The organism is Hymenobacter swuensis DY53 (assembly GCF_000576555.1).
Taxonomy (GTDB): Bacteria; Bacteroidota; Bacteroidia; order Cytophagales; family Hymenobacteraceae; genus Hymenobacter; species Hymenobacter swuensis.
In genome coordinates, this window is sequence record NZ_CP007145.1 from 3832214 (window position 1) to 3859213 (window position 27000).

Annotated in this window: 24 protein-coding genes; 12 read left to right on the top strand and 12 right to left on the bottom strand. The window is 58.5% G+C overall.

The annotated features are described in order from the left end of the window. The first annotated feature begins 14 nt into the window (after positions 1–14). The 3 genes from HSW_RS23065 to HSW_RS17785 all read left to right on the top strand — a co-directional run bounded on the left by HSW_RS23065 (position 15) and on the right by HSW_RS17785 (position 2306). Entirely contained in the window at positions 15–665 is a 651-nt protein-coding gene (locus HSW_RS23065; RefSeq protein ID WP_052346579.1) for a ComEA family DNA-binding protein, read from the top strand. A gap of 23 nt (positions 666–688) precedes the next feature. Continuing rightward, positions 689–1057, top strand: a complete 369-nt coding sequence (locus HSW_RS23840; RefSeq protein ID WP_155833125.1) for a ComEA family DNA-binding protein — start codon at positions 689–691, stop codon at positions 1055–1057. A gap of 391 nt (positions 1058–1448) precedes the next feature. After that, a complete protein-coding gene (locus HSW_RS17785) occupies positions 1449–2306 on the top strand; it encodes a hypothetical protein (RefSeq protein WP_044003098.1) in 858 nt (285 codons plus the stop codon). A gap of 74 nt (positions 2307–2380) precedes the next feature. Here HSW_RS17785 and HSW_RS17790 read toward each other — a convergent pair whose 3' ends face one another. Further along, positions 2381–3289: a hypothetical protein gene (locus HSW_RS17790; protein ID WP_044003099.1), complete on the bottom strand. Its 909-nt coding sequence runs from the start codon at positions 3287–3289 to the stop codon at positions 2381–2383. Positions 3290–3427: 138 nt separating this feature from the next. Between HSW_RS17790 and HSW_RS17795 the strand changes: the two genes are divergently transcribed. Continuing rightward, a complete protein-coding gene (locus HSW_RS17795; RefSeq protein WP_044003100.1) occupies positions 3428–3619 on the top strand; it encodes a cold-shock protein in 192 nt (63 codons plus the stop codon). Between the two features lie 69 nt (positions 3620–3688). Here HSW_RS17795 and HSW_RS17800 read toward each other — a convergent pair whose 3' ends face one another. Together HSW_RS17800 and ricT are read right to left on the bottom strand one after the other, a co-directional pair. After that, positions 3689–4192, bottom strand: a complete 504-nt coding sequence (locus HSW_RS17800) for a gliding motility lipoprotein GldH (RefSeq protein WP_044003101.1) — start codon at positions 4190–4192, stop codon at positions 3689–3691. Between the two features lie 9 nt (positions 4193–4201). After that, positions 4202–5782, bottom strand: coding sequence for a PSP1 domain-containing protein (gene ricT / locus HSW_RS17805; RefSeq protein WP_316931391.1), 1581 nt, complete (start codon positions 5780–5782; stop codon positions 4202–4204). 408 nt (positions 5783–6190) lie between these two features. Between ricT and HSW_RS17810 the strand changes: the two genes are divergently transcribed. After that, complete coding sequence (locus HSW_RS17810) at positions 6191–6994, top strand: M57 family metalloprotease (protein WP_044003102.1); 804 nt, start codon at positions 6191–6193, stop codon at positions 6992–6994. A 324-nt stretch (positions 6995–7318) separates the two neighbouring features. On the opposite strand, the gene HSW_RS17815 is transcribed toward HSW_RS17810, so the two are convergent. The 5 genes from HSW_RS17815 to HSW_RS17835 form a co-directional block, all read right to left on the bottom strand. Next, the gene (locus HSW_RS17815) at positions 7319–9943 is read right to left on the bottom strand and encodes a S8 family serine peptidase (protein WP_044003103.1); all 2625 of its coding nucleotides are present in this window, start codon (positions 9941–9943) and stop codon (positions 7319–7321) included. 214 nt (positions 9944–10157) lie between these two features. After that, entirely contained in the window at positions 10158–11321 is a 1164-nt protein-coding gene (locus tag HSW_RS17820) for a zinc-dependent alcohol dehydrogenase (RefSeq protein ID WP_044003104.1), read from the bottom strand. 194 nt (positions 11322–11515) lie between these two features. Then, a complete protein-coding gene (locus HSW_RS17825) occupies positions 11516–12376 on the bottom strand; it encodes a hypothetical protein (protein WP_052346582.1) in 861 nt (286 codons plus the stop codon). Between the two features lie 79 nt (positions 12377–12455). Further along, positions 12456–13238 carry a UDP-2,3-diacylglucosamine diphosphatase gene (locus HSW_RS17830; RefSeq protein ID WP_044003105.1) on the bottom strand — a complete coding sequence of 261 codons (783 nt, stop codon included), beginning with the start codon at positions 13236–13238 and terminating at the stop codon, positions 12456–12458. Next, positions 13213–13875 carry a LutC/YkgG family protein gene (locus HSW_RS17835; RefSeq protein ID WP_044003106.1) on the bottom strand — a complete coding sequence of 221 codons (663 nt, stop codon included), beginning with the start codon at positions 13873–13875 and terminating at the stop codon, positions 13213–13215. Before HSW_RS17835 ends, HSW_RS17830 begins: the two co-directional genes overlap by 26 nt. Positions 13876–13993: 118 nt before the next feature. Between HSW_RS17835 and HSW_RS17840 the strand changes: the two genes are divergently transcribed. Continuing rightward, complete coding sequence (locus tag HSW_RS17840) at positions 13994–14443, top strand: hypothetical protein (protein ID WP_155833037.1); 450 nt, start codon at positions 13994–13996, stop codon at positions 14441–14443. An 82-nt stretch (positions 14444–14525) separates the two neighbouring features. Here HSW_RS17840 and ftsH read toward each other — a convergent pair whose 3' ends face one another. Beyond that, the gene (ftsH, locus tag HSW_RS17845) at positions 14526–16643 is read right to left on the bottom strand and encodes an ATP-dependent zinc metalloprotease FtsH (protein WP_044003108.1); all 2118 of its coding nucleotides are present in this window, start codon (positions 16641–16643) and stop codon (positions 14526–14528) included. Positions 16644–16742: 99 nt separating this feature from the next. Then, on the bottom strand, positions 16743–17138 hold the full coding sequence (gene rsfS / locus HSW_RS17850) for a ribosome silencing factor (RefSeq protein WP_044003109.1): 396 nt from the start codon (positions 17136–17138) through the stop codon (positions 16743–16745). A 42-nt stretch (positions 17139–17180) separates the two neighbouring features. On the opposite strand from rsfS, the gene HSW_RS17855 reads away from it, so the two are divergent. From HSW_RS17855 to HSW_RS24600, 6 genes are all read left to right on the top strand, one after another. Beyond that, a complete protein-coding gene (locus HSW_RS17855) occupies positions 17181–17945 on the top strand; it encodes a biotin--[acetyl-CoA-carboxylase] ligase (protein ID WP_044005027.1) in 765 nt (254 codons plus the stop codon). Between the two features lie 209 nt (positions 17946–18154). Beyond that, positions 18155–18607 (top strand): T9SS type A sorting domain-containing protein, encoded by a 453-nt coding sequence (locus HSW_RS23070; protein ID WP_052346584.1) that lies wholly within the window; start codon positions 18155–18157, stop codon positions 18605–18607. A gap of 256 nt (positions 18608–18863) precedes the next feature. Further along, positions 18864–21857, top strand: a complete 2994-nt coding sequence (locus tag HSW_RS17865) for a glycosyltransferase family 117 protein (protein WP_044003110.1) — start codon at positions 18864–18866, stop codon at positions 21855–21857. Between the two features lie 227 nt (positions 21858–22084). Further along, positions 22085–23299, top strand: coding sequence for a GWxTD domain-containing protein (locus tag HSW_RS23075; RefSeq protein ID WP_052346585.1), 1215 nt, complete (start codon positions 22085–22087; stop codon positions 23297–23299). Between the two features lie 38 nt (positions 23300–23337). Continuing rightward, complete coding sequence (rlmB, locus tag HSW_RS17875; RefSeq protein WP_044005030.1) at positions 23338–24282, top strand: 23S rRNA (guanosine(2251)-2'-O)-methyltransferase RlmB; 945 nt, start codon at positions 23338–23340, stop codon at positions 24280–24282. A 4-nt stretch (positions 24283–24286) separates the two neighbouring features. Then, positions 24287–24637, top strand: coding sequence for a hypothetical protein (locus HSW_RS24600; protein WP_197031903.1), 351 nt, complete (start codon positions 24287–24289; stop codon positions 24635–24637). A gap of 61 nt (positions 24638–24698) precedes the next feature. Here the strand turns inward: HSW_RS24600 and HSW_RS17885 are convergent, their stop codons facing one another. Then, positions 24699–25826, bottom strand: a complete 1128-nt coding sequence (locus HSW_RS17885) for a mannose-1-phosphate guanylyltransferase (protein ID WP_044003112.1) — start codon at positions 25824–25826, stop codon at positions 24699–24701. Between the two features lie 194 nt (positions 25827–26020). Then, on the bottom strand, positions 26021–26998 hold the full coding sequence (locus HSW_RS17890; RefSeq protein ID WP_044003113.1) for a KpsF/GutQ family sugar-phosphate isomerase: 978 nt from the start codon (positions 26996–26998) through the stop codon (positions 26021–26023). Positions 26999–27000 lie beyond the last annotated feature (2 nt).

Genomic DNA, 27000 nt, shown 5'->3' on the forward strand with positions numbered 1-27000 from the left:
AAAGTTTATCCGTTATGTCTGACCAGCGCCCGGCTCCGGCTAAGCCCGCTCTTTCCCGCCGCCCGGCGCTTTACCCCCTGCAACGGGCTGTTCGGCGCTATTTTGGCTTTTCCCGCCGTGAAACCTCCGGCTTTGTGGTGCTGGTGCTGCTGATGGTGCTCTGGCTCTGGCTGCCGGCCCTGCTCCGGCCCGTGCTGCCAGCCTACAACCCATCCGCCGACCAACGGCTGCTTAATACGCTGGCGGCTGAACTGGCAGCCCGTCGTACGGCCCGGCCGCAGTTTGCCAGCCGTTACCCCAGGCGCACGTACCCCGCGCGGCCCCGGGTGCCGCAGGTGGCCCTGGCACCTTTCAATCCCAACGCTCTTTCTGCGCTTGACTGGCAAGCTCGGGGGTTACCCGCGTGGCTGGCGGAGCGGCTGGTAAAGTACCGCGACGCGGTGGGCGGCTTCCGGGCCAAGGAGCAACTCCGCAAAGCCTACGGGCTGTCGGATACTACCTACGCCCGGCTGGCTCCCTACCTGCAACTACCCGATCAGCTTCCCCCCGGGAGGCCCGCTCGTATGCCCGCAGTCAGCCCGGCCAGTATCCGGACCGCAAGCCGTTCGAAGTCACGCCCGGCCGCTTCCCGCGCAAACCGACCCGCCTTGCGGCCTTCGACCTGAACACGGCTGATACGACCCAATTGATGCAGATTCGGGGAATTGGGCGCGGGTACGCTCGCCGAATCGTGGAGTTTCGCCAGCGGCTGGGCGGGTTTCTGCGCAAAGAGCAGGTAGCCGAAATTTACGTGCTGCACGATGCCCCGGACTTGGTGGACAGTCTGCGCAAATACACCTTTGTGGGCGCTGGCTTCACGCCTGTCCAAGTAGATGTCAATAATGCTTCCTTTGAGGTGCTACAGGCGCACCCGTACGTGGGTAAACGGCTGGCGCGGGTGCTGGTGGCGTTCCGGCAGCAGCACGGCCCGTTTCGCCAACCTACCGACCTGCGGCAGATCCGCGTGCTGGACGAGGCTACGTTTGAAAAGCTGCAACCATACTTGGTGGTGCGATAGGGGCATATTTGGGCGAGAAGGTGGTGAACTACAAAGCTGCCATTGCCGCAGTAACGAAAGCACCCATAAGCTACCGTTACGCGGTGACGCAGCAGATGGCGTAAGCCGTTTCGCCCGGTCTGACAGGCTTCCAGTGCCGGTTATGGGACACCCACGGAGCTTTTATATTCTACATCAGTCTTGGCCAAACAACTCGTGTAGCAAGGCAGACTTCCTGAGTGGTTCCGCCGGATAACCCCGGGGAATGTGCTGGAATTATTAACAAGGTACTACCTAGTCAGCTGCCGCCCTACCGGAAGTCAGCGGCAAAATTCTCATTTTCGGCGGTTGAAACCTGTTGCTCGGCGTAAGCTGGCAGAAACCCGGCTGAACTTTGCCGGCCCCGCTCTCTATGCTCCTTTCTTTCCGCTCCGTCTCGGTTTTGTCTTTCACCTGCCTCCTCGCAAATGCTGGCTGTACTTCCGACCAGGGCCGGGGCTCCTTCGCGGAGGTCACGCAGGAGTATGAGGTCACGCAAACTGGCCGCATAACGCACCGGGCCCAGGAAAGCTCCGGCTTGGAAACAGCCGGGCCCGAGGGTGACTTATGGACTCACGCCGATGGTGGCAACACCGCCCGCCTTTACCGCATTACCCGCCAAGGCGACCTACTGCAGGCGCTGGACCTGGAGCCACTGCAGAATATTGATTGGGAGGATCTGGCCCAAGACGAAGAGCACCGGCTCTACCTCGGCGACTTCGGCAACAACCAGAACAAGCGCCGCAATCTGGCCATTTACCGGCTTAGCGGCCCTAGTCTGCAACAACTGGATACAATTCAGTTTACCTATCCCGACCAACACGACTTTCCGCCCCGCAAGCCGCGCCGCAATTTCGACTGTGAGGCATTTTATTATTACCAGGACAGCCTGTACCTGTTCACTAAAAACCGGGGCGAAGGGGGCTTTGTGAAGCAGTACGTGGTGCCCGCCCGCCCGGGCCGCCATACTGCCCGCCTCGCCGATAGCCTGCAATTGCCCACCTGGGTTACCGCCGCCGATATCAGCCCCGATGGGCACCGGGTGGCCCTGCTGGGGTACGGCTACGTGTATCAGTTTGAGCGGTTAGCCGGCCGTCGGCTGTTTGATGGCCAGAAAACCCGCCTTGCGCTGCCTAAATCCGGGCAGGCAGAGGCTCTGGTATTTATCAACAATAAGGACTTTATCATCAGCAATGAGAAGGGCAAGCTGTTACTGGCAGCTCACAAATAACGTAGCCCGCCAGTGTCACCTCAAGGGCTGACCTGACGGGCTACGCTACTTAGAGGAAAACCTGTATCCTGACGTTAATCCGGTGAGCCGCTACGGCCGGGAGTCGCCCCGTAATCCGGGGACTGCTCAGGATTGGTACGATCATCCGACGCTCCTCCGTAATTCCGGGCACCATCTTCTTTTTCGAAGTCGCCACGGGCCGGGGAGCCAGCCTGCTGGTTAGGGCTAGCCGCATCGTATTCATCATTGTACGAGCCGCCTTTCGACCCAAAGCCTTTGCCTGAACTGCCCTGCGCATCGGTGGAGCCCGCTGCCTGATAGCCACTACCGGGGCCGTTGGTGGGAGTTGCCTCGGCCTCATCAGTGCCTTGGCTGGCATTGGAAGGTGCGGCTCCGGTGTGTAGCCCCTGCGGCCCACCCTCCGGATGATTGGGCGTATAATCTTCGCGCTGATTGCGCTGGCTGGCGACCGGGGCAGTGTTGGCGGGGTGGCCGCCTAACGAAGTGGTTCCGTAATTTTCTGCAAAACCCGAGTCTGGGCCTTTTGGTGCGGCATTATCATTAGCGAAGGCAGACCCGACAGCCGAGCCGGCCGGATTACCAGCTCCTACCGCCTGCGTTCCGAAGCTGCCGTTTTCAGCGGATGGCTTGCCTTCCGCGTGCTGTTCCCGCTCCCCTACATAACCGGTAGTGGCGGCCGGCGCGTCAAGGGTGCCGGCGTAGGTATCGTCTCCCCGGCTCAGCTCGTTGCCATAGCCGCCCTGCGTGGTTCCTTGGTCCGATTGGCGCCCGAATTCCCCCCGGCTTGCGCCGGCTACTTCGTTTTGCTCGTGGTTTCGGTCGTGGGCGAAAGGCTGTTCGGCGGGGGTATTGGCCGGCGTCTGAAGTTCTGGCGGCACCGCGCCCTGGCTGTTATCGGCGGGGCTGGCCGGCGTGTGGGGCTGGTTGTCACTTGGGGTGTGGGAGGTGGTTGCGTCCGTCATGGCGTAGAGTAGCTGGGTTGGGTCCTTCTGTCATACGCAGCCAGCGCGGCCACGTTCCAAACCGGGCTATTTTTACCAATCTGGAAAACCATGTAGATTTACCGCCATTCTTTCACCCCACAACCGCTTACACCCGCTATGAAAACCGGCAAAGTGAAGTTTTTTAATGAGTCCAAAGGCTATGGTTTCATCGTTCAGGATGAAAACGGCCAGGAAATTTTTGTACACCAGACGGGTCTCGTTCACGAAATCCGTGAGAATGACCGGGTTTCGTTTGACATCATTGATGGCAAAAAAGGCCAGAACGCCGTGAAGGTAGAGCGCATCTAACCAGCCCGCCACCTACCAAAAAAGGCCCGCCGGATGTACCGGTGGGCCTTTTTTATGTAGTGAAGTACCTTATTTACCTGCTGGCGCGTGCGTCACTACCCGCACGCCCACGGCCATGATGCCACGGAGCTGATCCTGGCGCATGTACTGCTCCAGCGTGATTTTGTACGGTCCCGTCTGGGAAAACTTCTGGTTTGGCAGAGCCAGGAAACGGTGGTCGAAAATATCCCCGGACCCGTTGCCGCGCGGCTCCCCGGTTTGCGGATCCATCAGCAGCATCTGGTGCAGCCGCCTTGACAGAGGCTTACCATTGGGGCCACTGAGCGTGTGCTTTACATAGAGATTATAATACTCGTAATCAGCCGCGTTCCGCACGTTGAAATACACATCGTAGTGCTGAGCAGTGTCGGGTATTTCAAACTCAAAGGAAGGCTTGTCCTGCACAGCCCATACATAGGGCTCACCCAGTGGGGATTTGAGGTCGGTATTCTTCTCATACACCTCATTGGCGTCACAGGAAGCCAGTAGCAGACTCACCCCCAGAGCCGGGAGCAAACGGAGCAGAAAATGCATAACGAAGAGTTAGGAAGCTGATGGAGCCGTATCCTCGGCACTGCCGCCCCGGCCCGGGCGGTTACCCCGGCGGCCCGAGCGACCCCGCCGGCTTTCTCCCGCGTCCGCTCCTGAACGGCGGCCGCCCTCGGGGGTTTCACCGGTCGGGCGGGCGGAGCGGTTACCGTCACGCGGCGGGCGAGGCGTATCGGCTGCCGGAGTGCCCCCTTCTGCAGAGCGGGGCGCATCGGTACGTTTGCTCTCACCACGGCCCCGGCCCCGGCGGTTGAGCGGCCGAGCAGCGGCCCCACGCGGCCGGGCACGCTCTTCCGGCGTGGCGACAGGCTGTTCACCCTCTTCGGCTGGAGTGGCAGGCGGAGCGGATCGGGTTTCTGAGGCGGCGTTGCTTCGGGTACCGGTGCCCCGGGCGGCGCGGGGAGCCCCAGAGGCAACTGCCGGTGTAGGAGCATCGTCGCCCTTCTTTTTCTTGCCCCGCTTGCTGCGCTTGGAGGCCTTAATCTTGTCATCAAGGCGCTCCAGAGAGCCTTCTACAATGGCGGTTACTTCTGGCTCTTTCTCTTCTTCGCGCATGGGGAGCAGCAAGCTTTCGGGCTTTTCGCCGCGCTTGTTCATCTCCAGCACTTCCCGTACGCGCTCAGCGGGTACTACCACCCAGTTGTTGTCGCCGCGCACGGCAAACCACATTTTGCGCTTGAAGATATCGGTCTTCTGCAGCACGTACTCGCCCTTTTCGGTGAGCAAAGGGCGCTGCACCTGCGGGATGTCCTTGAGGGCATCGAGGTAGGTATCCAACTCATAGTTGAGGCAGCACTTGAGGCGGCCACACTGCCCCGAAAGCTTGGCCGGGTTGAGGCTCAGGTTCTGGTAGCGGGCCGCAGTAGTGCTCACGCTTTTAAAATCCGAAAGCCAGGTAGAACAGCACAGCTCCCGACCGCAGCTCCCGATGCCGCCGAGGCGGCCGGCTTCGTGGCGCAGGGAAATCTGGCGCATTTCTACCCGCACCCGAAACTCGTCGGCAAGGCGCTTAATGAGGTCCCGGAAGTCGACCCGATCATCGGCGGAATAGAAGAATGTGGCGCGGGTACGGTCGGCTTGGTACTCCACATCGGAGAGCTTCATTTTCAGGCGTAGTTCATCTACCACGGCCCGGGCCCGGAACATGGTGCCGGTTTCCAAGTCGCGCACGGCCTGCCAGCGTTCCGCATCCTGCTCAGTAGCCACGCGCAGAATGGGCCGGATTTCCTTGGAATCAAGAGGTACCTTTTTCTTTTTCATCTGCAGGCGCACCAGCTCGCCTTTCAGCGAAACGTGGCCTAAATGCCAGCCATTGCCGGCTGCTTCTACCACAATAGCGTCGCCGGTGATGAGGGGCAGGCGGCTCTTGTTCCGAAAAAAATCCTTGCGGCCGCCTTTAAAGCGTACTTCTACAAGGTCAAACTCTTTAAAGTCGCTGGGCATATCCAGGTCCTGGAGCCAGTCGAATACATTGAGGCGGGTACAGCCGCTACTGCAACTACCCTTCGAGCCGCAGCCCTGAGCAGATGTAGTGGAGCAGCCCCCGCCGGAGGAGGAGCAGGATGAGCAAGCCACAGCTTGAGGAATCTATATGGTAAGGCAGCCGACAAAGGCCGGCCGCACGAAATCGGTTGTTTACAAAGATAGAGAAATAGCCGGGGCAGCGGTTGGCAGCTTGATCAGGCCTGCTAAGCCAGAAAAAAATGCCGTCTGCCGAATTTTTTTTTGACAGTGGCGGACTTTGCTGTACAGCACAGGCTTGCTACTCAAAAATTGTGGCTCTATGCCCCAGAAACACATTTTTCATCGAAAATTCACAAAGTACTATAATCCTATTACCGGACTACAAAAGCTCAAAAAACATAGGCAAAACACAGACTATCAGCGTATATAATTTTGACAATCATTTGCTGCTAATTTTGAAATATCCTCAATAACAACCTATGTTTGATGCGTTCTTCAACCAATCCACAACCAAAACACATGAAAAAACTAAAAGTACTCGCACCGCTGGCGTTGCTGGCTGCCACTAGCTTGTCCTTGTCGTCTTGTCAGGAAAAAGCCAATGTTGAAGTAAAAAACGAGGTATCAGAATCTACCATTAGCCAGATCAAAGCCCTGGGCTTTACGGCCGATGGCGCTCAGAAAGTGGATGGTGGCGTACTCGTGGAAGGCGACATCCTGCTCACCAATGAAATGCTGGCCAGCAAGCCTGACTACAGCATGGTTCGGGTAGGTCAGGACGAGCAGTACCGTACCAACAATCTGGTAACCGGCCTGCCCCGCACCCTCACTATTCGTGTGGCCAGCAGCTTGCCTTCAGCCTATATCACGGCTACTGACGAGCTGATTCGCCGCTACAACGCTGAAAACCTGCGCGTACGATTCTCCCGGGTAACTTCGGGTGGCAACATCGTACTGAGCGCGGCTCCTTCGGGTTCCGGCTACCTGGCTTCGGCTGGTTTCCCGTCCGGTGGCAATCCTTACGGCTCGGTATCAGTGAACGTAGGTGCTATCGGCACGGCTAATGCCTCTACCTACATTGCTACCATCTTGGCACACGAAGTTGGTCACTGCATCGGCTTCCGTCACACTGACTACATGAGCCGTCAGTATAGCTGCGGTGGCTCGGCGGTGAACGAAGGTGCCAGCACGGTTGGTGCCGTGTATATCCCCGGTACGCCTTCGGGTCCTGATCCGAACTCGTGGATGCTGGCTTGCATCGGCTCGGGTGCTAACCGTCCGTTCAACACGAACGACCGCACAGCGCTGAACTACGTGTACTAGGCTTCGGCTTAACACAGACATAAAACGGCCCCCGACTCAGCAGAGTCGGGGGCCGTTTGTGTTTGGACTGGCTAGTACTGTATTACGGCTCTGCTGATGGCGCGCAACAGGCATTCGATTTATTGCAGCCAGATAGTTACTGACTGCAGAGCAGTCTGACTCAAGCGGAGTTCCGGTGAAATATCCTTCTGCTCACCTAGCTGCCCATTTTATCAGCCGCCGCTTTATTCAAGCGGGAGTTACGCCTAACCGCACCATTGAGTGCCGGCCCAACAGGACGTTGCTGTCGGGCCGGCACTCAATGGCGCAAGCCAGATCAGAACGTTACAGCACCATCACGCGGCGCGTAACTTCCCGGCCGCCGGGAGTGCTGATGCGGAGCAAATACACACCCGGGTTCAGGCTGTGCGTATCGAGGGTTTTGATAGTTCCCGTATCGGAAACCACGTTCAGGCGCAAACGCCCCGCCAAGTCAAATACCCGTACGCGCAGCACCTGATCAGGCGGGCCAACCACAGTTAATGGCTCCCCAGCTGCTACAGGCACCGGAAATACCAGTACTTCGGCTGCTGATGGTACTAAGTACACTTCTTCTAGAGAGCTATACACAAGGCGGCCGGTTGTTAGTTGCAGGCGGACGCGGTATTCAGAGCGGCCCGGTTCAGCAGTCGGGTCCACTAGGCGTATTATGGTGCGGCTGCCGGGCGTGAGAGTCTGCACGGCCACAAAACTGCCATCGGCCGCGCGGCGCTCCAACATCACCGCCTGCAGCCGGAAGGTAGTACCCAGCATTAGGTCGAACTCTACGGTATCGGTAACCAGCTGCCGGGGCAGGAAAGAACGGATGTAGCACCCATAGCTTTCCTGCTGCACATTTACCGTTCCGCTTCGCTCCCCCACCCGCTGCTGGATAACCGGCGCGACGGCGAAGTATTGGGCGGCGGTTTCGGCGGCCGTGAGGACCAACGCGGTATCCGGCAGCAAACGATATGGCTCCAGGTGCGTGGCTCCCAGCGCGTACACCTGATACTGCGTAGCCCCGGGCACGCGCGGCCAGGTCAGCAGGGTTTCATCGGGGCAGGTGTAGCCCACTGTCAGCATCAGTGGCCGGGCTACGAAAAACGTGTCAGACAAAACCACGCTGGTTCCGGTGGTGAGGCGCAGCTGTGCCGCTTCGGTTACGTCGGGAGCGGTCCAGCGAAACGCTTGCTGAGCAAGGTTAAGGGCCGGGTTGATGGTATTCCAGGTAGCCTGCCCAACGGGCCGGTATTCCAGCAGCGCCGATGCACCTGGCCCCGCCCACTGCCAGCGCAACAGGGCTGACTCGGCTGCCCGCAGATTACGCGCTTCCGACGGATGCACCCACGTCAGATCTGATTCAAACTCATAGGCAATACTATAAGCCTGCGGGCCTTGGGTAACCTGGAAACCGCGCACCTGCACAGTATATACTCCGGTAGCCGGGGCATCCACCGTAATCTGCTCTACATTGTCGCGGTGGTTAGGGCGGCGGCGGGCCGGCAATGCCAGTGAATCGAGGTGCGGATAGGCGCTGAGGGTCCAGGGGTACCACGTTTGCGTACCGTTTATATCAAACAGCCGCATATCCAGGTCATTCACGAGGGTAGCTGGGGCATTTTCCACGGCGGCGGGGTCGGTCCAGGCCAGCGTGATTTTCAGCCGGTGCGTACCAGCGGGTACCGGAATCGAAATACTCTGCCTTTCACCCTGCATGATGGTGCCTTCCTGAAAACGGCCTTCCAGCATGGTCTGCACCGCCCCTAGCGCATCTACCTGCCCATAGCCCGCCGCAAAATCGACGTTGGGACGGCCCGTATCATCGGCGGTGTTCAGCAGTACAGCTTTCACCAACGCCCCCGAGGGCAACGTACTATATCGGTCCTTATAGGCATGCTGGGCCAGCAGGCTGACACCCGATACTAGGGCTGCCGCGTCGGAAGCTCCCCCATCACCGAAAGCTACCAACTCGGGCTTCACGCGGCCATCGGCGGCGGGGCCCCGGGAGCTGAGCGGAGCCACCTGTCCCAGCGCATCGGTGTTACCTACACTCAGGCTGTTTTTGGAATTTTTGAACTCGCCGGTGAGGTTGCCGGTATTCGCCAAGCCAGCATACGTCCCGGCGGCTCCCATCTGATTGCCGGAATTGCCCGCCGAAAAAACGTGCAGCAACGCCGGGTATTGCCGCACCTGCTGATCATACGCCCGGGCTTCCTGCCCGTAGAAATTCTCCACCGCCACCCCGTACGAGTGGTTTTGGACCGATACGCCCTGCGCCGCCAGCCCCGGCCCGTTATCAGGGAACAGGTTATCATAGCTCGATTGCGCAATGCGCGCTTTCCAGGCGGCACCTTTGCCGTTGGGCGACGAGTTGCCGCCGCCCGCAATGAGCGTTGTCATAATGGTGGAGTGCGAGTTCACCAATTGAGCCTGCGGATCGGGGTTCAGCAGCCGGCCTTTAAAGTCGATGTCCAGAATGTCCAGCGGGCTTTCCTTCACAGACACCGTAAGGCCCTGCCCCGTAATGCGCGGGTAGCGGGCATGCACTGTGGTGACCTTGTTGAGCGTGAAGTCGGCCCCGTTGAGTTGCCGCTCGGGCCGGGCCTGTCGGTCGGCGGCCTGCACGAAGCTCACGCACGGGCAGGCCGCCAAGGCCGCCGCCGTTACTCCTCGCACCCGCAGCAACCGGGCCTGCTGCGCTTCAGGCTGCACGAGGGCGCTCGGGTAGTGCTGCGTGAGCCACTGCCGACACGCGGTTACGTCGGTTACGCTCACCCGCAACCACCGCTGGCTTTTGTCTTTCTCCAGCCCCGGGGCCAAGCGGCCGGGTGAGCGGGTTACCTGCGCCTGTCCGTTGCTTTGCCCCGGTTCGCCCCATAGCAACAGCAACAGAACGGGTAAGCCGATACGGCGAAAAAGCACAGCAGACATGGCGGAAAAGTGGTTGTGGCAGAAGGAACAGGGCGGCGGAAAACGGACAAAGCCGTTCTTTCAAATGTAGGCAGAAATCCGGCAGGCAGAACGCACCGGAATACGCTTCGGTACCGCTAAATTCTGGCATTCGGGCATGTTTTCGTAGCCTGCCGAACATGTAAAAAGGCCAGCTGGTGGCTGGCCTTTTGTGCTACTACCTAAAAGCCCCGTGCTAGGGCTTCAGCACCACTTTTACGCAGTTATCCTTCTTATTGCGGAAAATATCGTAGCCGTGCGCCGCTTCCATGAGCGGCAGGCGGTGGGTAATGATATCGTCGAGGACAACCTTGCCTTCAACGACGTATTGCAGAAGCTTATCGATATGTTTCTGGGCCGGAGCCTGACCGCCCCGGAGCGTGATGCCTTTATCGAAGAACTGGTGCACAGGGAAGTTATCGAACGGGGCAGTGTACACGCCCAGCACCGTTACCACACCGCCCCGGCGCACGGCGCTCATACAGGTGGTCAGGACTTTGTCGGAGCCTTTTTCGAGGTTAATGATGGCTTTGGCGCGGTCGAGCAGGTCGCGGTCCGGCTCGAAGCCAACGCACTCCACGCATACATCCGCCCCACGTCCTTCGCTCATAGCCCGGATTTCCTCTACTACCTGCTTGTGGTTTTCCCACCGGATGGTTTCCACGTTGGCCGAGGCTTTGGCTTTATCAAGACGATACTGCAGCGTATCCACAATAACTACGCGGGCCGCCCCGCGCAGCCACGCCGATTTAGCCGCCATAATGCCCACCGGTCCCGAGCCAAAAATGGCGACAAACTCACCGCCTTTCACGTCGGCCCAGTCGATACCAGAGTAGCCCGTCGGGAAAATATCAGTGAGGAACAGGGCCTGCTCGTCCGTCAGGGAATCGGGAATTACGCGAGGGCCGAAGTCGGCGTAGGGCACGCGCACATACTCCGCCTGGCCTCCATTATAGCCGCCGTACAGATCAGTATAGCCGAACAGGGCCCCACCTTTTTCCGTCATCAGGCCACCTTCGGGGCCGTAGTGGTCGGGGTTGGAGTTCTCACAGTGGCCGGGCAGCTCGTGGTTACAGAAGTAGCAGGTGCCGCAGGCAATGGGGAAGGGCACTACGACCCGGTCACCTACTTTCAGCTTGCTGCCCACGCCTTTACCTACTTCCTCCACGATGCCCATAAACTCATGGCCTAGCACCATCGGACGGGGTTGGGGGATACTGCCGTTGTAAATGTGCAGATCAGAGCCACAGATGGCCGTGCTGGTAACGCGGATAATGGCGTCGCGCGCGTCTTCGATTTTGGGGTCGTCCACGGTGTCAACGCGAACATCTTTCATCCCGTGATACACGAGTGCTTTCATAACAGAACAGGGTTGTGGAGTGGAAGAAACAGTATACCGGCGTACCGATACTGTTTCTTCCAACGCACGCCACACGGAGGAGTTATAGCTCAGCTTTTACCCCACCGTTCTGGTTTATAACACATAAACCAACTCTGGCACGCCGAAAAGGGGGATTTTTCCCGCTCGAAGGGTTTGCAAAGAATGCTAACAGCCTATATTCTATACACCTGTATTCCTGTTGCCAACAGCACGTACGCGTACTGTTCGCTCACCAGCACCTGCTGTATGGGCTCTGTAATCGGCAAAGGCATCGTGCGGTCAGTCAGGGTATACAGCTGGAAGAAGTGCAGGCCATCGGCCGCCAGGTAATACAGTTCATCACCCCGAAAGCCCACGTAGGACAGCCCCGCAAACGGCAGCTTCTTGCGGTAATTCCCCAGGTTATCGAACACATACACGCCGCCAACCCGGTCTACCAGATACAGATTATTCTGGTACTCGCGCAGGAATCGGAAATCGGGCCGGGAGCGGCCGATAAGCAAATCCAGCGGTGTGGTGATGGTAAACCGTTTCTGCTGCCCATCAAACTGCCGCAGGGTCAGGTCCGATTCGTTCAACAGCCAGTACCGGTCATCGGGGGCCAGCGTTACCACGCGGGCCTGCCCATCGAGGTGATCGGTCAGGGCCAGTTCTGAAATGGGAGCCAGAAACCGGTCCAGCAACATCACTTGCTGGCGGTCATCATAAAACACCAGCACCTTAGCCGTATTCCACGCCTCCACCTGCATGGTGTGGCCCGGCAGGGCCGGCGAGTACGTGTTCAACGGCTGGCCATCGGGCCCGTACTGATGCACGTTGTTCTGCCCATCGGTAACGTACAGATTGCCGCGCCGGTCCAGGGAAGCCGCACCGGGTTGGGGAAGTTTGATGGTGCGTACCAATTGCCAGGTACCGGCCGGCGCTTTGGTATCGGCGGGCACGGTGAGCACCGGAGCCGCCTGGCCGGCCGGTGCTACAGAACCAGCCGCCGGTGTGGTAGTCTGGGCCGGCACCTGCGCCGCGCAGCACGTCATAAACAGTACCAAGCAGCCAGTCCGGCAGCGACCCGGAAGGTCGCCCCCCCGCTTTGTAGGTGGTTGTGCGTTTACCGTCCTATTGCTCATAGTGCTGCAATGCGAGCTGGTTCCCGTCATACACGCCATAGGAGCAATAATTGACCCACTCGCCAAGGTTCACGTAGCGGCTGCCGGGAACTACTTCCACATCGAGCGGCAAATGCCGGTGTCCGAACACGTAGTACTCGTGCGGAAACTGCTGCTCCACCTCCCGGCAATACGTCAGCAGCCATTCATCTTCGCCGAAATACTGCTCATCGGCTGCGCCGTTCTGCAGGCGGCTGCGCCGACTCCAGCGGTTGGCAATGCCAATTCCCAAGTTCGGATGCAAGCGTGCGAACAGCCATTGCGCTACCGGCGAGGCAAACACCCGCTTCAGCACTTTGTAGGTATGGTCGCCGGGGCCCAGGCCGTCGCCGTGGCCGATGTGGAACTGATGGCCACCGATACGCTGGCTCACCGGGTGCCGCAGGATGGGAATGTTCAGCTCCTTGGTGAAGTAGTCGAACATCCACATATCGTGGTTGCCAGTGAAGAAAACAACAGGAATGCCCGCATCGGTTAGCTCCGCCAGCTTGCCTTGCAGCCGAATAAACCCGCGCGGAATGGCATGGCGATACTCAAACCAGAAATCAAAAATATCACCGAGCAGGTAAATGGCAGCAGCATCCCGGGCCGCCTCGGTCAGCCAGCGCACAATGCGCCGTTCCCGTTCCAGCGAACTGGCGGCATTGGGAGTTCCGAGGTGAAAATCGGAAGCGAAATACACCCGGCGGCCGGGTGGCAGAACGAGGTCAGGTAGTTGCGGCGGGCGCGTCATCCAGCAAAAACAACACGATGCTGCGCGGGCCATGCGCACCGAGCACCAACGTTTTTTCAATATCAGCCGTGCGGCTGGGCCCCGTGGTCAGGGACACCATAGAAGGCAATTTGTCAGCTCCGTATTTCTCCTGCAACAGCTTCAGGCCCTCCCCGATGTCGGTAACTACCTGCGAAGTGCGGGCCAGAATCAGGTGCTGATCAGGATAGATGCTAAGGCGGCGGCCACTACCCGTAGCGGCTCCCACCAATACGCTGCCAGTGCGCGCCACGAGTGATTCGCAGGTAGTCAGGCTGGCATCGGCGTGTTCCAAGAAGTTTGTTTCATCACTCTGGAACCCGATGTTACCATCATGCAGCAGCTTTTTCAGTTCCGGCTCCCACACGTATAGATTCTCCAGACCCTTTTCCTGCTTATAGGCAAACAGCTGGTCGTAAAAGTGTTCTACCGTTTCGCAGAAGAAGAAAACTCCTCCTACCCGCACGAAGCTCTGAGCAAAAGCTACTGCCAGATCATCGGTAGCGGCCGGCCGGGGGTGCAGCGGGGCCGAAAAATCGGGCCGGGCCGGCAGTGGCGACGGTTGCCGCAACGACTCCCGAATGCGGCGCAGAACAATATCACGCGAGGTATCCGACATGGCAGCAAAGGTAGCGGGTTTCGGGCGGGGTTTTGTGTACAGAATCAACCAGGCAGGCAACTGGTTTGTAGTGTATGTTGTTTCTTATCTTTGAACACGCAGTATTCTACCCATTCGTATGAAATCTACTCAATTCACTTCTTTTTTCCTGATGACAGCCGCCGCTACTGTGTTGTCAGGCTGTGGCAATGATGCTGAGAATGATCCGCAGCCACTGGCTAAGCAGACCGCAGATGTAGTGTTCCAACTGGGAATGAAAGGTTACGCCGATATGCCTAGTGCAGTAGCCCGCCTCGGCGTGGCCTCCTCTTTCGCTGATGCCCAAATTGGCAAAGGCACAGAGCTGACTGGCACACTGATATGGAACGAAACGAAGGGCGGCAAAGAGACAAAGTCGTTTACGCTGCCAGCCAAACCCGTTGGCACCAAGTACTGGGTCTTTCTTTCTACCCATCAGAAACCTGCAACCAGCCAATCTATTACTGTTTCTTGGCCAGTTACCGGAATGGCAACGTTGAGCGCTGCGGCTTCTGACACTCTCATAGTGCAGGAAATGACGGTGCAATAACCTCATTTACCCAGCCCGATACATACAAAAGGCCCACCTGTACAGGTGGGCCTTTTGTATGTATCGGGCTGGGTAAATGAGGTTAAACTGGCGTCACGGCTGAGCCGCCAGTCTCAGTTGGGCCGCCCGCAGGGGCACTGCCGTCATCTACGCCGGGAAGGTTCAGGCTGGGCAGGTCGTTGCCCAGAGGCACCCCGGGGTGCTCCTGCTTCCGCTCGCTCAGGGTTTCTGAGCGGTCAGTGCCCGCCATGTGGGCCTGATAGGTAGTCTGGCTGTCGAAGGGCCGCTTACCTACCAGTCGCACCAGATCTTCCTGTTGCAGAATTTCCTTTTCCAGCAGCTCTTTGGCCACTACTTCCAACTCGTGCCGACGCTCGGTCAGCAGTTCTTTGGTGCGGATATAGGCCTGCTCAATGATGGTGCGTACTTCCTCGTCAATCATCTGCGAAGTGGCTTCCGAATACGGCTTGGTAAAACCGTACTCGTTCTGCCCTTTCGAGTCATAGAACGACACGTTGCCGAGCTTGGCATTCATCCCGTACATCGTCACGATGCTGTAAGCCACTTTCGTGATGCGCTCCAGATCAGACAAGGCACCGGTTGAAACCTTGCCGAATACAATGTCTTCAGCAGCCCGGCCACCCAGCGTCATGCACATTTCGTCCATCAACTGCTCGGTGTTGTAGAGGAACTGCTCCCGGGGCAGGTACTGCGCATAGCCCAATGCGGCTACTCCCCGGGGTACAATGCTCACCTTCACCAACGGGTCGGCGTGTTCGAGGAACCAGCCGGCAATGGCGTGGCCCGCCTCGTGGTAAGCCACAATGCGCTTCTCACCAGGGCTGATGATCTTATTCTTTTTCTCCAGACCACCGATTACCCGGTCCACCGCATCGGTGAAGTCCTGCATGGTCACCATCTTCTTGTCGCGGCGGGCGGCAATCAGGGCCGCCTCGTTGCAGACGTTGGCAATTTCGGCACCAGCGAAACCAGGCGTCTGGGCTGCCAGCTTTTTGGCTTCCACGTCGGGTCCCAGCGTCAGCGGCTTCAAGTGCACGTTGAAAATCTGGGTTCGGCCGTTGATGTCCGGCTTATCGATGCTGACCTGCCGGTCGAAACGGCCAGGACGCAGCAGAGCCGAATCAAGCGTATCGGGACGGTTGGTAGCAGCCAGGATAATAACCCCGGAATCGGTACCAAAACCGTCCATTTCTACCAGCAGCGAGTTCAGGGTGTTCTCCCGCTCATCGTTGCCGCCGGGCATGTTGCCTTTGCTGCGGCTCCGGCCAATGGCATCAATTTCATCAATGAAGATGATGCAGGGTGCCTTGGCTTTGGCCTGTTTGAACAGGTCACGTACCCGGGCTGCGCCTACGCCCACAAACATTTCCACGAAATCGGAACCCGACAGCGAGAAAAACGGCACGTCAGCTTCGCCGGCTACAGCTTTGGCCAGCAGGGTTTTACCCGTACCGGGAGGACCTACCAGGAGGGCACCTTTCGGGATTTTACCGCCGAGAACCGTGAATTTTGAGGGATTCTTGAGGAACTCCACAATCTCCTGTACTTCTTCCTTGGCTTCTTCCAGACCAGCTACGTCTTTGAAGGTAATCTTCACTTTATCACCGCCCTCAAACAGCGCGGCGCGCGACTTGCCGATGTTGAAAATCTGGCCTCCGGGACCACCCGCTCCGCCCATGCGGCGCATAAGCAGCCAGAAACCAGCAAACAGCAGAATCATCAGGCCCAGCGTAGGGATATAGTCGCCGTAACCGGTGCGGTCAGTTACTTTCAGGCCCACCCGCTGGTCGGCAGGTTGGGTTGCCTGCACCTTGTCGAGGTCTTCCTTGAAGGTTTTGCCATCCACCACCCGGAAGCCATACTGGGCACCCTGCTCAGTAGCCAGGGGCCCACGACGGCTCAACTCAGCGTTGTAAGGCGCTTTTTTAGTGGCTTCGGGCTTCAGGGTCACTTCTACCTGCCGCTCATTCGCCAGTAGGGTCACGTCCCGGACATCACCGTTTACAAGCATCTGCTCGAAACGCTGCTGCGTAATATCAATCAGCGGGTTGCCACGCGAGAGGTACACCATCCCGAGGATGAGTACCACCAGTCCCGTGAGCACCCAAAGCTGCATACCTGGCCGGGGAGCAGGGCTCGGCAGCGTAGGTTTCTTCTTTTTGGGCGTCGTATCAGACATGTATCGAGGTTACTAGAACAAAAAACAAAGGCGGAACACGCCAACCGCGCGTTTGTTGGCGTGCCCACCTGCCTTCAGGAAGACGCTAACGGCTGCAGTTTACTTTACGGCTGCCGGAGTTTCTTCCTCCGCCACGTGCGTAATTTCGGCATCACCCCACAACTCCTCCAGCGCGTAGAACTGCCGACGGTCACGCAGGAATACGTGCACTACTACGTCCACGTAATCAAGCAGCACCCACTCGCGGTTCATGCGGCCTTCAGTTTGCCAGGGGTTCTGGCCGGTAAGCTTTTCTACTTCTTCTTCAACGGAGCGCGCAATGGCTTCAATTTGAGTATCGGAAGAAGCCGAGCAGATGATGAAATAATCCGCAACGGCATTTTTAAGTTCTTTGAGGTTGAGCACCACGATGTCAGCGGCCTTCTTCTCCTGCATGCCGCGCACTACTACATCTGCCAACTTGTCCGAATCCTGCCGGACCAGGGTACTTTTCATAGGGTATTGTTAGGTTTGAACGTCACAAAGTACGAAAAACACGTGGAGGCACTCTCCCCCCAAACGCTCTTCACGGGCCAACAGCTTGTCTGGCTGCCCGAATGCGCTTCTACTAACACAGAAGCGCAGCAACTGGCTGTCCAAAACCGGGCCACGGATGGCTGCTGCGTTATTACCGACAAACAGACCGCCGGACGCGGCCAACGTGGCAACCAGTGGGAAGCCGCACCCGGCGAAAACCTGACGCTGTCGGTGGTATGGCGGCCTTCCTTTTTGGCCGCTGCCGACCAGTTTCTGCTCAGCCAAGCCGTAGCACTGGCCGTACACGACTGGCTGACGGTGTTGCTGAGTCCCGACCCCGGCCTGCGAGTGAAATGGCCGAACGATATTTTTTTCGGTCATCGGAAACTAGGCGGGATTCTGATTGAGAACACACTCAATGGCGCAAAAATTCAGCATAGCATTGTCGGAATTGGGCTAAATATCAATCAGCAGGAATTTGGCGTCCCCACCGCCACTTCCCTGTTTCAGCTAACAGGCCGCGCATACAGTTTACCGGCCTTGGTGACCCACTTGCTCGAAAGCCTGGAACGGCGCTACCTGCAGCTACGAGCGGGCCGAGTGGGGGCTCTGCGTACGGAGTATCTGCGGGTACTCTACCGGTTTCAGGAAGAACATACCTACGAAGCTGAGGGCCGTACGTTCCGAGGACAAATTGTAGGCGTAGATGAAGCGGGTCGGCTGGCCCTCGCTGTTGGGGGGCAGCTTCGTTACTTTGATCTGAAACAAATCAGGTATTTGGCCTGAGTGTACGGAGGCAGGCCTCATTTAAACCTTGATGCAACGGAAACGTCTGAATCTGCATCTGTCCGGTAACCGCTTCCCGAACGGGCACGATGATTGTCTCTTTGTTGTCTTGTCTCCTTCAGGCAGAATGCCGAGCCTAACTTGTCTATCTTGGCAATGAGGCTGGCCTTACCTTTCTCCCTCCCCCGCTTTTGCTTTCCTCTTCCCGCATGAAACTCTCTACTCGCTTTGTTCTAGTGCTGGCGCTGTTATCAGTACAGCTTTCGGCGCTGGCCGCTACCCTCACGCTACGTGGGCAGGGCCGCACCCGCGCTACGGCTACTGTGAGCCGCCCGGTGCAGGATACGCCCCGCCAGCACATCGGGCTGGGCACCACCCCTACCCTCACGGCCCGCACGCTGGCTCCTTCTTTCGCCGTTTTCCCTAATCCTTCGAAGGGTCTGGTTACGGTTTCGGTAAGTCAGCTCCTGACGAATACTGATTACAAACTGCGCCTGAGCAACATTATCGGGCGGGAAGTGCGTACGGTGGCGGTGCGCCCTGAAGCAGCCGACGGCGGCATGAATCTGAACCTCTCCGATTTGCCCGCCGGCATGTATTTCTACAGCTTGGTACAGAACGATAAAGTTCTTGCTACCAAACGCCTACTGCTACAGAACTAACTCCGCGAAGTAGTTTTTGCGCCTGAAAGCTCCTGCCAATTCGGCGGGAGCTTTTTTTATAGCTGCCAGAACCGGTGAACCACTAAAACGCCGCTTAACCCGATGGTTGGTTGAAGCCAGCACGGGTGTTGGTTGATTTAGTGGCCCACGTCTCAGTACTTATTCTCTATTTTTGACCTTTCACTGATTTCCTTCTCGGATTTTACCCCGTCGTTCAGCAGCGGGCCGGCTGTGGTCGGCCTCACTTACCCAACCTATGCGGAGTTACAAAAGCCTGAATAATCTGGTCGGCTGGCTGGTATTTGCCATTGCCACCGCCACCTACCTGCTCACGCTGGAGCCCACGGCCTCGTTCTGGGACTGCGGCGAGTTCATTGCCTGCTCCTACAAACTGCTGGTGCCGCACCCCCCGGGCGCGCCCACCTTTCTGCTGCTGGGCCGCTTGTTTTCCCTGCTGAGCTTTGGCGACGTAACGAAGGTTTCGGTGCTGGTCAATACGCTGTCGGCTTTGAGTTCGTCATTCACGGTGCTGTTCCTGTTCTGGATCATCACCATGCTGGCCAAGAAGCTGGTGCTGAACCGCCCTGGCCTGCACGACGACCGGGGCCTGGAGCCCACCTTCGGCCAGAGCCTGCTGATTCTGGGTGCCGGCACGGTGGGGGCTCTGGCCTACGCCTTTTCCGATTCGTTCTGGTTTAACGCTGTGGAGGCCGAGGTATACGCCATGTCGTCGTTGTGTACGGCCGTGGTGGTGTGGCTGATGCTGAAGTGGGAAAACCGGGCCGACGAAGCCGATTCTGACCGGTGGCTGGTGCTCATTGCCTACGTTATCGGCCTCAGCATTGGGGTCCATTTACTGAACCTGCTGGCCATTCCGGCTCTGGGCTTTATTTACTACTACCGCCGCACCCAGAACCCCACAACAGTGGGCGGCATCATTACGCTGGTGGTGAGCAGCATCATCGTGGGCCTGATTCTGGCTGGTATTATTCCCGGTCTGCCCACGCTGGCGGGTGCCTTCGAGGTGTTCTTCATCAATACGTTCGGGCTGCCTTTCAGCTCGGGGCTGATTATCTTCCTGGTGCTGTTTGTGGGCCTGATCTGGCTGGGCTTCCGGCAGTCGTTCAAGCGCCGCAGCCGGTTGCTGAACACGGCCATGTTGAGCTTCGTGTTTATCCTAATTGGATATTCGAGCTACCTCATCGTGCCCATCCGCAGCAGCTACCACCCCACCATCAACGAAAACGACCCGGAGGATGTCCTGTCCTTCGTGAGCTATCTGAAGCGCGAACAGTACGGCGACCGGCCGCTGCTCTATGGCCCCCAGTTCAACGCCCAGCCCATTGCCCAGGAAGACGGAGCTCCGCGCTACGTACGCCAAGGCGACAAATACGTGGTAGCCGAGTACCGCCCGGTGTTGCAGTATGCCGCCGAGGACAAGATGCTGCTGCCCCGCCTCTACAGCAACGACCCGTTGCACCTGTATAATTACAAGAAGTGGGTAGATATTCAGGAGGGCGTGAAGCCCACCATGGGCCAGAACCTGGCGTTCCTGACCAAGTACCAGATGGGCCACATGTTCTGGCGCTACTTCATGTGGAACTACGTGGGTCGCGAGGGGGATATTCAGCAGTCGGGTATTCTATGGGGCAGCGGCAACGGCGCGGGCCTGCCCGAGCGGGTAGCCGACAGCCCGGCCCGCAACGCCTTTTTCGCCCTGCCGCTGCTGCTGGGCGTACTGGGTCTGTTCTTCCACATCCGTCGCGACGGCCGCAACGCCTTCATTGTAGGTTTGCTGTTCCTGTTCACGGGTCTGGCCATTGTGCTGTACCTCAACCAGCCGCCCATCGAGCCCCGCGAGCGGGACTACACCTTCGCGGGGGCTACCTTCGCCTTCGCCATCTGGATTGGCCTGGGCGTGCTGGCGTTGGCGGAGTTGTTGGAGAAAGTGGTGAAATCGGACACGGCGCGGGCCGGCGTGGTATCGGCCCTGGGCCTGGTGGTACCGGGCCTGATGGTGACGCAGGGCTGGGACGACCACAACCGCTCGGACCGCTACAACTCTATCGACTCGGCTAAGAACCTGCTCAACAGCTGCGCCCCGAACGCCATTCTGTTCACCAACGGCGACAACGACACCTTCCCGCTCTGGTACGCCCAGGAAGTGGAAGGCATCCGCACCGACGTGCGCGTGGCCGTGCTCAGCTACCTGAACACCGACTGGTACATCGACCAGATGAAGCGCCGCGCCTACAAGTCGCAGCCGCTGCCGATTTCCATGCAGAACGGCAACTACAAGCAAGGCACCAACGACTACCTGCCCTACGCCGAGAACCCCTCAGTGAAGGAAGTGAACGTGAAGGAGTTCATGCAGCTGGTGAACCAGAACAGCCCCCTGCTGCAGGTGAGCTACGGCGACGGCTCGAAGTCTTTGCTCTCCTTCCCGACCCGCAACTTCTTCCTGCCCATTGACACGGCCGCCGTGGCCAAATCGGGTATTCTGCCGGCCGACCGCCGTAAGCAACTGGTGCCGCGCATGGAGTGGCAGGTGGGCAAAAGCGCCATCGAGAAGAAGAGCCTGGTGATTCTGGACATTCTGGCCACCAACAACTGGCAGCGCCCGGTGTACTTCAGCAGCACCGTGGACTCGCGCGACTTCATGGGCCTGCAGCCGTACTTCCAGCTCGAAGGCATGGCCTACCGCATCCTGCCCGCCAAGGACCCGAATTTTGACCCCAAGGGCGGCTCCGAGGAAGGCTACATTGCCCAGAATCTGATGTACGACAACCTGATGCAGAAATTCGCGTTCCGCGGCCTTGATAATCCCAACATCTTCTACGACGAAAACAACCTGCGCTTCCCAGCCAACTACCGCGACAAATTCGCACGGCTGGCCGATGCCCTGCTGGCCTCTGGCGACAAGGTGCGCGCCAAGCAGGTAATTGACAAGTGCTTCACGGTAATGCCCGACAAAGCCGTACCCTACGATTACTACGTGCCCCAGTTTATTCCGGCCCTGATTGCTGTAGGTGAGCGGGAGCGGGCCAATGAAATCATGGATACCATGACCGGCCGCGCCGAGCGGGCTCTGGCCTACTACAGCACCCACAACCAGGCCCTGTTCGACCAAGAGTTCCAGACCTACCTGCTGGGCCTCAACAGCATCGGCCGCGCCGCCGAGGCCATCGGCGACCAGAAACGTGCCGGCCGGGCCATTACGTTGCTGCAACAGTATTATCAGCAACGCTAGTAAGCCGCACGGTTTTTGCCGACCAAGAAGCCGGCTCCGGAAACGGAGTCGGCTTCTTTCGTAAGTACGTATACTCTCCTAATCATCCTGAGTATTCCGCGCATCAAGCGGCTTCGAAGGACCTTACAACCGTAGAACGATACCCATATCAGCGGCTCGTAGCAACGTGATAAGGTCCTTCGCAGGCTCAGGATGACAGTTTATTACCAGCTGAACCCACCGCGCCCGTGAAAAACTATCTATTCCTGCTACTACTCTTGCTGCTTTCCGGCCTGAGCAGCCCGCTTTCCGCCGATCCGCGCCGCGACTTTGCCACGCAGTACCGGCCCGGCCGGCGCATTCTGGTGGATACGCGCCGGGAGGGTGACAGCATACGGGTATATCTGCGGTTTCCTGACCGCAACCTGCTCCGCCGGGGCTTTCCGCTGCACGTGGTGGGCTGGGCCGGGTACGATGCCCGCCGGCCGCTGTGGCAGGATACCGTGCGCCAGCTCCGCCGTCGGCTGCAACCCGAGGGGCCCGGGGCCCGCGTTGATTTCTGCCTGCCCATCAGCCGCCTCCGGGCCGGGTTAGTGTTGAGCCTGGCCATAGGGCCAGCCGAGGAGGCCGTGAGCGGCGACGCGGCCTGGCTGCCCCTGACAGCTGAGCACCTGAGCCGCTCGTTCATTCTCACCGATTCCCTGAGTCAGCCGCTAATGCGCCGTTACGTACACGCCCGGGAAGTATTCGGCGTGAATGCCTACGGCCCTGATCAGCGACTGACAGCCTACCGCTACCCATTGAGCTCGGTGCCGGCCGCGCCGCCCATGGCTGCCGCCGGGGCCCTGGGCCCCCAGCCCCGCCGCCTCAGTGCCCAGGATTCCGCGCAGTTCCGGGCCGATGAACTGCTCCGGCTGCCGGCTGGGCTTTACTTGTTGCGGGTGGGTGGCAGCCCAGTGCGCGCGGGCTTGCTGGTGGAGGAAAACCGCTTTCCGGAGCTAATTACGGCCGATGAGCTGATTGCCCCGCTTACCTACCTGACCACGTCCCAGGAACGCAAACAGCTGTTCGACGCCCTTGAGCCTAAAAAGGCTGTGGACCAGTTCTGGCTGAAGGTAGCGGGCAATAACCAGCCCATTGCCCGCCAGCTTATCCGCACCTACTACGGGCGGGTGGCCGAGGCCAGCCAACTTTTTTCAGCCCATAAGGCCGGCTGGCTGACCGACCGAGGCCTGCTGTATCTGGTGCTGGGGCCACCGGAAAGCGTATATCGGGCCAATGAGGAGGAACGGTGGGTGTACCGCTCCTATACTGAGCGCAGCGGCACCTTCCTCTTCCGCCCCAAACCCAGTACCTTTACCCCCGACAACTATGAACTGGTGCGCCGCCCCGAGTACGAACAACTTTGGTATGCCGCCGTGGAGCAATGGAGAAAAGGACGAACCGCCCAGCCCGGCCGCTAACTGAGCGCCGCCAATTTTTTGATTCCGAAAACCGCCCCGTGCCCAACCGCCGTCCCGCTCCCCGCGACGGGGAAGGCCGCGCCGAAGGCGGACGTTTCGAGGGAAGCCGGGCCGAAGGAGGCCGCTTAGAAGGCAACCGGCCGGAAGGCAACCGCTTCGAGGGCAGCCGTTCGGAAGGAAACCGCCCGGAAGGGAACCGCACCGATAAAAGCCAGTACCACCGCCCGCCCCAGGACCGCAGCATCGACATGATTTTCGGGCTGCGCCCTATTCTGGAGGCCCTGAACGCGGGCCGTACACTGGACAAAATTTTCCTACTGCGCGGCACCAAAAACTCCATGACCCAGGACATTACCGCCCTGGCCAAAGCCGCCGACGTGCCCGTGTCGATGGTGCCCGTGGAGAAGCTCGACAACATCACCCGCAAAAACCACCAGGGGGCCGTGGCCTTCGTGTCGCCCATCGACTACATGCCGCTGGACAGCATTCTGGCCGGGCTGTACGAGGAAGGGAAAACCCCGCTCCTGCTGGTGCTGGACCGCGTGACGGACGTGCGCAACTTCGGCTCCATTGCCCGTAACGCAGAGTGCCTGGGCGTGCACGCCATTGTGGTGCCCAGCCGCGGGGCCGCCCAAATCAATGGTGACGCGCTGAAAACCTCCGCCGGAGCCCTTAACCTGATTCCGGTGTGCCGCGAGGCTAACCTGAAGGAAACTCTCACGTTCCTGCGCGAGTCGGGCGTGCAGATTGTGGCCTGTACCGAAAAATCGGACGCCAGCCTGGAAGCCGAAGCGGTAGACCTTACCGGTCCGCTGGCTATCCTTATGGGCTCCGAGGAAGACGGCATCAGCCCCGAGTACCTGCGCCTCGCCAACCACAAGCTCCGCATCCCGATGGCCGGCCAGATTAGCTCCCTCAACGTGAGCGTGGCCAGCGGCATTATGCTCTATGAAGTGCTGCGCCAGCGCCTCGTGAAAAAGTAGGGCTGTGGAGACGAAGGCACAAGACTGGAACGGAATTGTTGCCTACTATCAACGCCATGCTGCAAATGGCATGGGTGACGAAATGTTGCTTCTAGTGCAGCATATTATTTCTTCGGGCGCTTCCTACCGTTTATTCGCTTTTACCTCAATTGCTGTTTTGAAGGTTAGCATCTACGAAATGATGCACAACAACCACGAAACCTTACACATTCACTTTGACCGCGAGAAGATAGTCTTTCAGTTCAGGTATTACGCCACAGGGAATTCATATGATCAACCTGAATTTTGTCGTCAATACTCTGCCGACTTAGGGATGGAAAAATTTGATCAATTTATCCACTGGATACGATGGTAGACTCAGAAAAAAAGCGCCTGCATGCCAGCAGGCGCTTTTTTTTGGTCTGTCACAGTAAAGGCTAATTATACCCCACGCCTTTCTTCGATCTTACGTCGGCCACAAATTCTTTCACGCGCTGTTCTTCGGTGCGCTTGCAGATGAGCAGCACGTTGTCGTATTCGGCCACGATGTAACCCTCCAGGCCCTGTACTACCACGAGGCGCTCAGAGGGCGTTTTGATGACGCACTCCTTGGTATCATAGAGCAGGGCGTTGCCGTCCACCACGTTTTCGTCGGCGTCGTGCTGGCCCATGCGGTGTAGGGAGTCCCAAGTGCCCAGGTCGCTCCACCCGAAATCGGCAGGCAGCACGTATACATTATCGGCCTTTTCCATCACTCCGTAGTCGATGCTAATGTTGCGGCACTGGCTGTAGGCGCGGGTGATGAACGTGGTTTCCTGATCCGTGCCCAGCTGATCGGCTCCCTCATCGAATACCTCTGCAATGTCGCTCAGGTAATGGTGGAAGGCCTTGATGATGGCATCAGCGCGCCATACAAACAGGCCGGAATTCCAGAGGAAGTCGCCGCTGGAGAGGAACATGCGAGCTAGCTCCAGATTAGGCTTTTCGGTAAAGGTTTTGACTTTGCGCAGCCCAGTTGGGAACGTTCCATCTTCATGGCCCGGCATCGTCTGTACGTCTTGGGGCTTCACGGCATCATCCAGAAACTGAATGTAGCCGTAGCCAGTATCGGGGCGGGAGGGCTGAATACCGAGCGTGATGAGCACATCGTGGGTGCGGGCCCCGTCCAGGGCCGTGCGGATGGCGGCGCGGAAGTTCTCCTCGTGCATCACGGCGTGGTCGGCAGGCGTCACCACAATTACGGCTTCCGGGTCGCGCTGAGCAATGCGGTAGCTGGCGTAAGCAATGCACGGCGCGGTGTTGCGCCCAATGGGTTCCCCCAGAATCTGGTTGGCAGGCAGCTCGGGCAGGTGCTGGTGCACCAGTTCCACGTAGTCGCGGTTGGTGACGACAAACACGTTTTCGGTGGGGCAGATACCCCGGAAACGGTCCACCGTCAGCTGGAGCATCGAACGGCCCAGACCCAGGACATCATGAAACTGCTTGGGATGATGCGTGCGACTAAAAGGCCAGAACCGGCTGCCAATGCCGCCAGCCATTACAACGAGGTACGTATGTTGTTCCATCGGAGCCGAACCAGAAGTTCGTTGTTGGGAGAGAAGAAAGGAATGAATAAGCCTGCCTCACTGGCAAAAAAGCCTACCACCGAGCTACCAGTCCAAACAAGGTACGGAAGTAGAATTTGCCAATGAATGGACAGAGCAATAATAAGCAAATTCCTAATTATATAATAATTCTTGTAAATTATTTAACTTATCAACTACACCAGTCCCTCCCGCAGCAAGTCGTGCAGATGGATAAAGCCGTTGAACCGGCCCTGCTCCGTCACCACGAGCTGGGTGATGTTGCGGGCCTGCATCCGGGCTAGGGCTTCCACGGCGAAATCTTCCACGTCAATGGTAACCGGGGAAGGCGTAAGAATGTCGCGGGCGCGCACGGTTTCCAGCCGGCCTTCGTAGGTAGTCAGCATCCGGCGCAGGTCTCCATCGGTAATAATGCCAATCAGCTCACCACCTTCTTCCAACACGGCCGTAGCCCCGAGTCGCTTTCCTGAAATTTCGAGGATGATTTCGCGGAGCAGTGCCGTATCTGAAACCTGTGGCTGCTGGTTTTGCCGGCTGAGGTCGCCCACTTTTAAGTACAATTCCTTTCCTAGGGTACCACCCGGGTGCAGATGCGCAAAATCCTGCCGTGAAAACGCTCGGCTTTCCAACAGGCATACGGCCAGCGCATCGCCCAGGGCCAGTGCAGCCGTGGTGCTGGTGGTAGGAGCCAGGTTATGCGGGCAGGCTTCGCGCTCCACGGGAGCATGGAGCACGTAATCGGCCTGCACGGCCAGGTAGGACTCAGCATTACTGACCAGAGCGGCCAACGGCACACCTTTTCGTTTGAGCAACGGCACCAGCACCTTTATTTCGGGCGTATCGCCGGATTTGCTGATGGCAATAACAAAGTCGCCGGCCTGGATCATGCCCAGGTCACCGTGGATGGCATCGGCGGCGTGCATGAACAGGGCGGGCGTACCCGTAGAGTTCAGCGTAGCTACCATCTTGCCCGCAATGTGGGCACTCTTTCCGATGCCCGTAACTACCACCCGGCCCCGTAAAGAGAGGATGGCTTCTACGCATTGTGCAAAATCGGGGGTGCGGTCAATGGCCGCTGCCACGCCCTGAATTGCTTCAGCTTCCTGCTGAAGCACTTTTTTTGCAAGATTGTTGAGTTCGTTCTGCGGTTTCAATC